Source organism: Burkholderia sp. Ac-20379 (assembly GCF_017104645.1).
Lineage (GTDB): Bacteria > Pseudomonadota > Gammaproteobacteria > Burkholderiales > Burkholderiaceae > Burkholderia.
Map to the genome: position 1 here is coordinate 1 of NZ_JAAGPF010000271.1, position 10187 is coordinate 10187.

Consider the following 10187-nt stretch of genomic DNA (forward strand, 5'->3'; position numbering starts at 1 on the left):
GCACGCATTCCGACGCCACGCCCGGGCCGATCACCTCCGACAGCCCGTAGATGTCCACCGCATCGATGCCGGCGCGCTGCTCGATCGCGGCACGCATTTCGTTGGTCCACGGCTCCGCGCCGAAGATCGTGCCGGCCGCCAGCGCCGCGCCGGCCGCCGCCAGCTCCGCCCTGCGGGCAGGCTGGCTCGTCAGCGCGATGATTCGCGGCGGGCGGGCCCGCGCACGCAACTGTTCGACGCAGCGCATGCCGACATCGCCGCAGCCGACGATCAGCACGCGCGAACGGCGCAGGGTTCGTGTCGCAATCATGGTGTTACCGGAATTCGTAGCGCAAACATTGTAGCCGCCGTGCCCGATGTGCACGGTCCCCACTTTTGGTTCATGGACTTATGGCATTCAACGTAACCCTCAAGCAAAGCGGCCGGCAATTCCAGGCCGAGGCGGAAGAAACCTTGCTGGCGGCCGCCCTGCGGCAGAACGTGCATCTCCCGTATGGCTGCAAGAACGGTGCGTGCGGCTCGTGCAAGGGGCAGATCGTGCAGGGGCAGGTCGAGCAACGCCCGCATGCGGCGTCGGCGCTGTCGAACGACGAGCGCACGCGCGGGTTGGCCCTGCTCTGCTGCGCCACCGCGCAGTGCGATCTCGAAATCGACGTGCGTGAAATCGCCGGCGTGGACGGCGTGCAGGTCAAGAAGCTGCCGTGCCGCGTCAACGCGATCGAGCGCCGCGCCGACGACGTCGCCGTGCTGAAGCTGCAACTGCCGGCCAACGAGCGTCTGCAATACCTGGCCGGCCAATACATCGAATTCATCCTGAAGGACGGCTCGCGCCGCAGCTACTCGATGGCCAGCGCGCCGCACGAGGAAGGCCCGGTCGAGCTGCACATCCGCCACATGCCCGGCGGCAAGTTCACCGATCACGTGTTCAACACGATGAAGGAACGCGAAATCCTGCGCTTCGAAGGCCCGCTCGGCACGTTCTTCCTGCGCGAGGATTCCGAGAAGCCGATCGTGCTGCTGGCCTCGGGCACCGGCTTCGCGCCGATCAAGGCGATCATCGAGCACGCGCGGCACAGCAATTTCACGCGTCCGATGCGCCTGTACTGGGGCGCCCGCCGCAAGAAGGACATCTACATGTTCGAGCTGGCCGAGCAATGGGCGCGCGAGATCCCGAACTTCAAGTTCGTCCCCGTGCTGTCCGAGCCCGACGCCGGCGACGCGTGGGAGGGCCGCACCGGCTTCGTCCACCGCGCCGTGGCCGAGGATCTGCCCGATCTGTCCGGCCATCAGGTGTATGCCTGCGGCGCACCGGTGATGGTGGAATCGGCCCAGCGCGACTTCACGGCCCATCACAGGCTGCCCGCCGACGAGTTCTACGCCGATTCGTTCACGAGCGCGGCCGACCTCGCCAACGCCGTTTGAACGGCGCGGCCGGCGTCTCGCCCACGCGACGCGCCGGCCGAAAATCCCCGCTCGACACGCGTTTGTCGCAACCGCGCGGTTTACTTATCGCCGCGTCATGCCGTATGCTTGCGCCATGAACCGCTTCCTGTCCGCCCTCCGACGTCGCCGCTCGCCGCATTGCACGGATGCCGCCGGCTCGTCACGGACGCACGCGTAACCCACCCACCTGTTACGCCCAAGCTGTTCGAACTACCAAGCCACGGCATTCCGTGGCTTTTTTATTGTCTCTTTCTTCCCCTGTCGCTACCCGCTGGAGCCCGCAGCCATGCCTCTGAACGATTATCCGATCGACTCGCTGATGTACATCACGACCCGCCCCGACCTCGTGTTCACGCACGGCAAGGGATCCTGGCTCTACGATCACAACGGCAAGCGCTATCTGGATTTCATCCAGGGCTGGGCGGTCAACAGCCTGGGCCACTGCAACGACGGCGTCGTCGAGGCGCTGAAGAGCCAGGCCGAACGCCTGCTGAACCCGTCGCCGGCGTACTACAACGAGCCGATGGCCAAGCTGGCCGGCCTGCTCACGCAGCACAGCGTGTTCGACAAGGTGTTCTTCGCCAACAGCGGCGCGGAAGCCAACGAAGGCGCGATCAAGCTCGCGCGCAAGTGGGGCCGCAAGAACAAGAACGGCGCGTTCGAGATCATCACGTTCAATCACAGCTTCCACGGCCGCACCATCGCCACGATGTCGGCCAGCGGCAAGCCGGGCTGGGACACGATCTACGCACCGCAGGTGCCGGGTTTCCCGAAGGCCGAGCTGAACGACATTGCTTCGGTCGAGGCGCTGATCACCGACAAGACCGTCGCCGTGATGCTCGAGCCGATCCAGGGCGAAGGCGGCGTGATCCCGGCCACGCCGGAATTCATGCAGCAACTGCGCGCGCTGACCAAGCAGCACAACCTGCTGCTGATCGTCGACGAAGTGCAAAGCGGCTGCGGCCGTGCCGGCACGCTGTTCGCCTACGAACTGTCGGGCATCGCGCCGGACATCATGACGCTCGGCAAGGGCATCGGCAGCGGCGTGCCGCTGGCCGCGCTGCTGTCGACGGCCGAAGTGGCGGTGTTCGAGGCCGGCGATCAGGGCGGCACCTACAACGGCAATCCGCTGATGACGGCGGCCGGCTATTCGGTGATCTCGCAACTGGTGGCGCCGGGCTTCCTGGAAAGCGTGCGCGAGCGCTCGGAATACCTGAAGCAGAGCCTGCTCGCGCTGTCGGAAGAGCGCGGCTTCCAGGGCGAGCGCGGCGAAGGCTTGCTGCGCGCGCTGCTGCTCGGCAAGGACATCGGCCCGCAGATCGTCGAGAAGGCGCGCGACATGGGCCCGGACGGCCTGCTGCTGAACGCCGCGCGCCCGAACCTGCTGCGCTTCATGCCGGCGCTGAACGTCACGAACGCGGAAATCGACCAGATGATGGCGATGCTGCGCTCGATCCTCGACACGCTCTGATCGAACCGCCAAGAGACTCGCGATGCATGCCGACGACGACTTGACGATCCGGATCTTCGAGCGCGCGGACACCGAAGCGGTGATCGCGCTCTGGCTCACGGCATTCCCGAGCTATTCGGATGCCAGCGTGCCGCATCGCGACCCGCGACGATCGATCGAGATGAAGCTGGCCGTGCAGCCGGAGCTGTTCTTCGTCGCCTGGCGCGGCGAGCGGCTGGTCGGCACGGTGATGGCCGGCTACGACGGGCATCGCGGCTGGCTCTACTCGTTCGCCGTGGCCGACGACGCGCGCCGGCTCGGCATCGGCCGCGCGATGATGGCGCATGCCGAAGCCGCGCTGGCCGCGCTCGGCTGCCGCAAGATCAACCTGCAGGTGCTGCAGGAGAACGACGAGGCGCGCCGGTTCTACGCGGCGCTCGGCTATCAGGTCGAGCCGCTCGTGTCGTTCGGCAAGCGGCTGCCGCTGCCGGCCTGACCGGTCGATCGGCAAAGGCAAATGAAAAGGCCGCCGCGGTTTCCCGCGGCGGCCTTTTTTCATGCGGGCAACATCTGCCCGGCTAAGCGCTTACTCGCCCAGATACGCGGCGCGCACCTTCGGATCGTCGAGCATGTCCTTCGCGTTGCCTTCCATCGTCACCGTGCCCGAATCCATCACGTAGCCACGGTCGGCGGCCTGCAGCGCCAGACGCGCATTCTGTTCGACCAGCAGCACCGTCAGGCCTTCCTTCGAGATCTCGCGCACCACTTCGAAGATCTTCTCGACCATGATCGGCGACAGGCCCATCGACGGCTCGTCCAGCAGCAACAGCTTCGGCTTGCTGATGATCGCGCGCGCCATCGCCAGCATCTGCTGCTCGCCGCCCGACAGCGTGCCCGCGTACTGCGTCGCACGTTCGCGCAGGCGCGGGAAGAAGCCGAACATGCGCTCGATGTCCGACTTGATGCCGTCGGTGTCCTTGCGCAGATACGCACCCATCTGCATGTTCTCGAGGATCGACATGCGCGCGAAGATGCCGCGGCCTTCCGGCACCATCGCCAGGCCGCGCTTGAGCAGCTCGTGCGCCGGCACGCCCTTGATCGACTTGCCTTCGTAGGTGATGTCGCCGCCCGAGAACGGCTTCAGGCCCGTGATCGCCTTCATCGTGGTGGTCTTGCCCGCGCCGTTCGCGCCGATCAGCGTGACCAGCTCGCCCTGGCGAACTTCCATGTCGACACCCTTCACTGCCTGGATGCCGCCGTAGTTCACCTTCAGGTCCGAAATCTTCAACATTGCCGCTGCCATCAGTGCACCCCTGCGCCGAGATATGCCTCAATCACCTTCGGATCCTTCTGCACGTCCTGCGGCAGACCCTGAGCGATCACCTTGCCGTAATCGAGCACCGTCATCCGGTTGCACAATCCCATCACCAGCTTCACGTCGTGCTCGATCAGCAGGATCGTCTTGCCGTCCGAGCGGATCTTGTCGAGCAGGCTCGTCAGTTCGACCTTCTCGGTCGCGTTCATGCCGGCGGCCGGTTCGTCGAGCGCGAGCAGCTTCGGATCGGTCGCCAGCGCGCGGGCGATCTCGAGACGGCGCTGGTGGCCATACGAGAGGTTGCGCGAGGTGTAATCGGCGTACTTCAGCACGCCCACGTAATCGAGCAGCTCGATCGCGCGTTCCTTGATCTCGCGCTCTTCGCGGCGTTCCGACGGCGTCTGGAACACGGCGCCGATCAGGCCGTGACGCGTGCGCACGTGACGGCCCACCATCACGTTCTCGAGCGCGGTCATGCCGCCGAACAGGCGGATGTTCTGGAACGTGCGCGCGATACCGGCCTTGGCCACTTCGTGCACGGCGGTCGGCGTGTAGTTCGTGCCGTCGAGCTTGAAGTCGCCCGAATCCGGCGTGTACAGGCCCGTGATCACGTTGAAGAAGGTGGTCTTGCCGGCGCCGTTCGGGCCGATCAGGCCGTAGATCTCGCCTTCGCGGATCTGCAGGCCGACGTCCGACAGCGCCTGAAGGCCGCCGAAGCGCTTGTTGACGCCCTGCACGGACAGTCGAATGTTGTCGCTCATTGCTTGTTTCTCCGTATCCGTCCGTTACGCGCCAACAGCCGTCTTCTTGCCGTTGCGCTTGGTCAGCTTCGCGATCTTGTCTTCGTGCTTCGGCGCCGGCCACAGGCCTTCCGAGCGGTAGAGCATGATCACCACCATGGCGAGGCCGTACAGCGCCTGACGGATCACTTCGGTATCGACGATTTCATGGCCGAACAGCGCGTGCTGCAGCGGGCCCATCGTCGAACGCAGCACTTCCGGGAACACGGCCAGCAGCACCGCGCCGAGGATCACGCCCGGGATGTGGCCCATGCCGCCCAGCACCACGCAGGCCAGCACGACGATCGATTCCCAGAACGTGAACGATTCCGGCGACACGAAGCCCTGGAACGCGCCGAACATCGAGCCCGACAGGCCGCCGAACGAGGCGCCCATCGCGAACGCCAGCAGCTTCACGTTGCGGGTGTTGATGCCCATCGCCTTGGCGGCGATTTCGTCTTCGCGGATCGCGGCCCAGGCGCGGCCGATACGCGAGTGCTGCAGGCGCGTACAGACCCAGATCACCAGCAGCGAGCAGATCACGAACGCGTAGTAATACAGGTAGACCGACGTGAACGTGAAGCCGAACAGCGTGTGCGTCTGCGACAGGTTGAAGCCGCCGATTTCCAGCGGCGCCACGCCCGTGATCCCCTGCGGCCCGTTCGTGATGTTGACCGGGCGATCCAGGTTGTTCATGAAGATCCGGACGATTTCCCCGAAGCCCAGCGTCACGATCGCCAGGTAGTCGCCGCGCAGGCGCAGCGTCGGTGCGCCGAGCAGCACGCCCGCGATCGCGGCCACCGCCATCGCCACCGGAATCACGACCCAGTACGGCGTATGCAGGCCGTTCGGGAACATGGCCGCGATCCACTCGAACTGGGTGGTCAGGTGCGGCGAGGTCAGCAGCGCGGCAACGTAGGCGCCCACCGCGTAGAACGCGATATAGCCCAGGTCCAGCAGGCCGGCGAAGCCGACCACCACGTTCAGGCCCAGCGCGAGCATCACGTAGAGCATCGCGAAGTCGAGCACGCGCACCCAGTAGTTGCCGCCGGCGGCGCCGATCAGGAACGGGGCAGCGGCGACGAGAATCGCCACCACGATGCCGACCGTGACGGTCTTGGCGCGATTGCGTTCCTCGACCAGCGTCGTCGAGGTTTCGATCGGTTGAATGGAAGTCATGAAGGGTCTCCTTAAGCGCGGTCGGCCACACGTTCGCCCAGCAGGCCGGACGGACGGAACACGAGCACGACGATCAGCACCACGAACGCAAACACGTCCTGATAGTTCGAGCCGAATACACCGCCCGTCAGATTGCCGATATAGCCGGCGCCGAGCTGCTCGATGAGGCCGAGCAGCACGCCGCCCACCATCGCGCCGCCAAGATTGCCGATCCCGCCCAGCACGGCGGCGGTGAACGCCTTCATGCCCGGGATGAAGCCCATGTAGAAGTGCACGTTGCCGTATTCCGACGCGATCATCACGCCAGCCAGCGCCGCGAGCGCGGAGCCGATCATGAAGGTGGCCGAGATCACGAAGTTCGGGTTCACGCCCATCAGGCTCGCGTTGTTCGGGTTTTCCGAGATCGCGCGCATCGCACGGCCGAGCTTGGTCTTGTGCACCAGCAGCAGCAGGCCCGCCATCACGATGAACGCCACCGCGATGATCACGATTTCGGTCGGCGAGATCACGGCGCCCGGCGTCGTGTCGGTGGCCTGGATCACGTTCAGCGGGTTGGTCGACAGCAGCTGCGGGAACGGCAGCGGGTTGCGCGACCAGATCATCATGGCTGCCGTCTGCAGCAGGATCGACACGCCGATCGCGGTGATCAGCGGTGCGAGACGCGGCGCGCGGCGCAGCGGCCGGTAGGCGACGCGTTCGATCGTGAAGCCCACCGCCGCGCACACGGCCGCGGCGATCACCAGCGCGATGGACAGCGTCGCGACGTGGCCGAGGCCCGGGAAGTGGTTCTGCAGCACGGTGATCGCGGACAACGCCACCATCGCGCCGACCATCAGCACGTCGCCGTGCGCGAAGTTGATGATGCCGAGAATGCCGTACACCATCGTGTAGCCCAACGCGATGATGGCGTAGACACTGCCGAGCACCAGTCCGTTGATGACCTGCTGGACGAAAATATCCATTTAAAGCTCCTTGGTCCGTGCCATCGGGGAGACGCTGCTCGACGCGGGTAGGCGACGGATAGGCGCTCTCGACAGCACTGCGGGTACGAATAAATACCGGTAAGGGTGATGACATCCCGGCGCGCGGCTCGTGGCCTGTACAACCTCGGCCGCCACCGGGATGGGTACAAAACGGCGCCGCACGGGTTCGGCGCCGTCACGAGTCCCGTCGCTACAACTCCACGACATCGAGGACGGTAATCCTGGCCTCCCTGAAGTCGTTAGGCATCCTTACACCTAAGGCCGCCGCATTCCGCATGCCCGCGCCAACGTGCGCGCGCGCCGCCGGACGGCGTGCGAACGGGCGACGTGAAACGGACATGAGGTAAGTGGCGCGCGCTTCGATGCGCTCGTCCTGCCGGCTCGCGGTCCGGCACGACCGGGCGGCTTGCCGCGTCGGCCTGAGGTCGGCGGTGCCGGCGTGACGCCCGGCGGCCGATCCGCCGGCCGGCGATGCGAGCGCATCGCCGGCACGGCGGGTTGGCCGCGTCGCGCGGTGCGCGATCGCGGCCGGCGCGGCGACGTGCTGCGCATCGCCGAGCCCTGTTGCCCCGATATCGGGCATACCGACGCACACTCCCGGTGCAATCGAATCGGCATCCCGTTCCCCGGATGGTGCAACCACGGTCGCAACCGCCGGGCGATTCAAGAAAAACGTATTTCGCACAATACCCAAACCACTCCAAATGCCGAGCCGATGGGCCGGGATCCGCCGTGCCGTCGCGCATGCCGCGCCAGCCGCCCCGAGCCTCCCCATCCATTCAGCAATTTGCGTGCCAATCTGGCGGGCCGCCGCTCCGGCCTGCCGCGCCGGAACCGTCGAACGATCCCGCGCCGCGCACCGGTCATGCGAATGCATTGCTTCGATCCTCAAACCGACCTCGTTATCGTTCTGCTTCCCGTTTGCCGCGCCCCGCCGAGTCAGCCGAACCCGATCGGTCCGGCATGCGTCTCCTGCGTCGGTGCGCATTGCCGTACCCTGTTCAATGGCTCCGCGACGGATTGCAACCCCGCATGTCACGGATAGGGCGACGGCCAACTTGTGCTGCATTAAATCGGTCTCCTGCGCATCGCAAAATCCTTGTCTGCAATGCATTTCGGCCTGAAAACGCGCGCATTGTAACTCCAATTTCTAGATAACCAATATTCCTGATTCGACAGGGTTTTCCTGCATTGCAACCGTTTTTTTGCGAAGCGTTCGTGAAAATATCGCAACCAGGTTGCACTCGATGCGAAGCAAACGGTTGCAAAACGAAATAACGGCACAGGAAAACAAAAAGCGCGCCGGATGGCGCGCTTTTTGAGATAAGGCCGCGTCGGAAAATATCCGGCGGGCGAGAGGCGGGAGCGGGGCTGCTTGCGAGCTTACGCGGCGGGCGGCAGGTTCAGCCCGCGCGGCAGCGGGAACGAGACGTTCTCTTCGATGCCTTCGAGCGCGCGCACGTTGCGCACGCCCAGTTCGCGCAGCCGCGCGATCACGGCTTGAGCCAGCACCTCGGGCGCCGACGCGCCTGCGGTCACGCCGATGCGGCGCTTGCCGGCCACCCATGCCGGATCGATCTGGTCGGGCGAATCCACCATATAGGCATCCACCCCGCGCTTTTCCGCGACTTCGCGCAGCCGGCTCGAGTTCGAGCTGTTCGGGCTGCCGACCACGATCACCACGTCGCACTGCGGCACCATGAATTTCACGGCGTCCTGACGATTTTGCGTCGCGTAGCAGATGTCCTGTTTCTTCGGCTCGCGGATCGCCGGGAATTTCTTCTTCAGCGCGCCGATGATTTCGGCGGCGTCGTCGACCGAAAGCGTGGTCTGCGTGACGAGCGCGACGCGTTCCGGATCGGGCAACTCCAGCGCGAGCACATCCTCGACGCTCTCGACGAGATGCATGCCGCGCTCGACCTGGCCCATCGTGCCTTCGACCTCGGGGTGCCCCTTGTGGCCGATCATGACGATGTCGACGCCATCCTGGCGCATCTTCGCCACCTCGACGTGCACCTTCGTGACGAGCGGGCAGGTTGCGTCGTAAATGCGCAGGCCGCGCACGTCGGCTTCGTCGCGCACGGCCTTCGACACGCCGTGCGCGCTGAAGATCACCGTGTTGCCCGGCGGCACTTCCTCGAGTTCCTCGATGAAGATCGCGCCCTTCTTGCGCAGATCCTCGACCACATACTTGTTGTGGACGATTTCATGGCGCACGTAGATCGGCGCGCCGTGCATCGCGATGGCGCGCTCGACGATCTCGATCGCGCGATCGACGCCGGCACAGAAGCCGCGCGGCTGAGCGAGCAGGATTTCGGCGTCGGCGGCGACGGTCTGGCCGGACAGCGTATCGGTTGAGCTCATGGTTACAGAATCCCGATGATTTTCACTTCGAACGTAATGGCCTGGCCCGCGAGCGGGTGGTTGAAATCGAACAGCGCCGAGGTTTCGCCCACTTCCTTCAGCACGCCGGCATAGCGGCCGCCGTCGGGCGCGTTGAACTCGATCAGGTCGCCGGGCGTGAAATCGTCGCCGACCATGCCGTTTTCGCGCAGGGTTTTCATCGACACGCGCTGGATCATATCCGGGTTGCGGGGGCCGAACGCCTCGCCAGCCGCTAGCTGGAAGGTCGAATGGTGCCCCGACTTCAGGCCGAGCAGAATGCTTTCGAGCGCCGGCGCCAGTTGCCCGGCACCGAGCAGCAAGGTAGCCGGCTTGTCGGCGAAGGTGTTGACGATGTCGGCACCATCGGCGAGCGCAAGCCGGTAATGAAGCGTGACATGGGAACCGGGCTTCACTTCTGAGATATCGATGAGGCTCATGTTTACTCGTTCAATCCGCCGCCGGGCGGCATAACGCAAAACCGCTATTGTAAGTCACCTGAGCGCTCGGGGCGGAATGTCGGCTCGCACCACGGCCCCGCGTGCGCCCAGTGGAGAAAATCGCATGTCGTCAGCCCTCGAACGCGTCACGATCCCCGCCTGCGTCGCCCTGCCCGCCTCGGCCCCAACCCCGGCCCCGGCGTCGACCGCCGCGCC

Annotated in this window: 10 protein-coding genes and 1 pseudogene; 3 read left to right on the forward strand and 8 right to left on the reverse strand. The window is 65.4% G+C overall.

The window, feature by feature from the left end:
- Positions 1-310, reverse strand: a pseudogene (locus tag G3N92_RS35095) (hypothetical protein); the annotation flags it as partial.
- A gap of 80 nt (positions 311-390) precedes the next feature.
- Between G3N92_RS35095 and G3N92_RS25725 the strand changes: the two are divergent.
- The 3 genes from G3N92_RS25725 (at position 391) to G3N92_RS25735 (ending at position 3389) form a co-directional block, all read left to right on the forward strand.
- Positions 391-1422 carry a CDP-6-deoxy-delta-3,4-glucoseen reductase gene (locus G3N92_RS25725; RefSeq protein ID WP_206130408.1) on the forward strand — a complete coding sequence of 344 codons (1032 nt, stop codon included), beginning with the start codon at positions 391-393 and terminating at the stop codon, positions 1420-1422.
- Positions 1423-1729: 307 nt separating this feature from the next.
- On the forward strand, positions 1730-2914 hold the full coding sequence (locus G3N92_RS25730; protein ID WP_206130409.1) for an acetylornithine transaminase: 1185 nt from the start codon (positions 1730-1732) through the stop codon (positions 2912-2914).
- A 22-nt stretch (positions 2915-2936) separates the two neighbouring features.
- Positions 2937-3389 carry a GNAT family acetyltransferase gene (locus G3N92_RS25735; protein WP_206130410.1) on the forward strand — a complete coding sequence of 151 codons (453 nt, stop codon included), beginning with the start codon at positions 2937-2939 and terminating at the stop codon, positions 3387-3389.
- Between the two features lie 90 nt (positions 3390-3479).
- Here G3N92_RS25735 and G3N92_RS25740 read toward each other — a convergent pair whose 3' ends face one another.
- The 7 genes from G3N92_RS25740 to G3N92_RS25770 all read right to left on the reverse strand — a co-directional run bounded on the left by G3N92_RS25740 (position 3480) and on the right by G3N92_RS25770 (position 9971).
- Entirely contained in the window at positions 3480-4196 is a 717-nt protein-coding gene (locus G3N92_RS25740; protein ID WP_206130411.1) for an ABC transporter ATP-binding protein, read from the reverse strand.
- The gene (locus G3N92_RS25745; RefSeq protein ID WP_206130412.1) at positions 4196-4969 is read right to left on the reverse strand and encodes an ABC transporter ATP-binding protein; all 774 of its coding nucleotides are present in this window, start codon (positions 4967-4969) and stop codon (positions 4196-4198) included. Before G3N92_RS25745 ends, G3N92_RS25740 begins: the two co-directional genes overlap by 1 nt.
- Positions 4970-4993: 24 nt before the next feature.
- Positions 4994-6166, reverse strand: a complete 1173-nt coding sequence (locus G3N92_RS25750; protein WP_206130413.1) for an ABC transporter ATP-binding protein — start codon at positions 6164-6166, stop codon at positions 4994-4996.
- Between the two features lie 11 nt (positions 6167-6177).
- The gene (locus G3N92_RS25755) at positions 6178-7128 is read right to left on the reverse strand and encodes a branched-chain amino acid ABC transporter permease (protein ID WP_206130414.1); all 951 of its coding nucleotides are present in this window, start codon (positions 7126-7128) and stop codon (positions 6178-6180) included.
- 211 nt (positions 7129-7339) lie between these two features.
- The gene (locus G3N92_RS25760) at positions 7340-8137 is read right to left on the reverse strand and encodes a hypothetical protein (RefSeq protein WP_206130415.1); all 798 of its coding nucleotides are present in this window, start codon (positions 8135-8137) and stop codon (positions 7340-7342) included.
- 395 nt (positions 8138-8532) lie between these two features.
- A complete protein-coding gene (ispH, locus tag G3N92_RS25765; RefSeq protein WP_206130416.1) occupies positions 8533-9513 on the reverse strand; it encodes a 4-hydroxy-3-methylbut-2-enyl diphosphate reductase in 981 nt (326 codons plus the stop codon).
- 2 nt (positions 9514-9515) lie between these two features.
- Positions 9516-9971 carry a peptidylprolyl isomerase gene (locus G3N92_RS25770; RefSeq protein WP_206130417.1) on the reverse strand — a complete coding sequence of 152 codons (456 nt, stop codon included), beginning with the start codon at positions 9969-9971 and terminating at the stop codon, positions 9516-9518.
- Positions 9972-10187: the final 216 nt, after the last annotated feature.

What these genes read in the sequence shown, in the direction of transcription:
- G3N92_RS25725 (WP_206130408.1), top strand. Translation starts at nt 391, where the DNA reads ATGGCATTCAACGTAACCCTCAAGCAAAGCGGCCGGCAATTCCAGGCC.
- G3N92_RS25730 (WP_206130409.1), top strand. Translation starts at nt 1,730, where the DNA reads ATGCCTCTGAACGATTATCCGATCGACTCGCTGATGTACATCACGACC.
- G3N92_RS25735 (WP_206130410.1), top strand. Translation starts at nt 2,937, where the DNA reads ATGCATGCCGACGACGACTTGACGATCCGGATCTTCGAGCGCGCGGAC.
- G3N92_RS25740 (WP_206130411.1), bottom strand. Translation starts at nt 4,196, where the DNA reads ATGGCAGCGGCAATGTTGAAGATTTCGGACCTGAAGGTGAACTACGGC.
- G3N92_RS25745 (WP_206130412.1), bottom strand. Translation starts at nt 4,969, where the DNA reads ATGAGCGACAACATTCGACTGTCCGTGCAGGGCGTCAACAAGCGCTTC.
- G3N92_RS25750 (WP_206130413.1), bottom strand. Translation starts at nt 6,166, where the DNA reads ATGACTTCCATTCAACCGATCGAAACCTCGACGACGCTGGTCGAGGAA.
- G3N92_RS25755 (WP_206130414.1), bottom strand. Translation starts at nt 7,128, where the DNA reads ATGGATATTTTCGTCCAGCAGGTCATCAACGGACTGGTGCTCGGCAGT.
- G3N92_RS25760 (WP_206130415.1), bottom strand. Translation starts at nt 8,137, where the DNA reads ATGCGCACCGACGCAGGAGACGCATGCCGGACCGATCGGGTTCGGCTG.
- ispH (WP_206130416.1), bottom strand. Translation starts at nt 9,513, where the DNA reads ATGAGCTCAACCGATACGCTGTCCGGCCAGACCGTCGCCGCCGACGCC.
- G3N92_RS25770 (WP_206130417.1), bottom strand. Translation starts at nt 9,971, where the DNA reads ATGAGCCTCATCGATATCTCAGAAGTGAAGCCCGGTTCCCATGTCACG.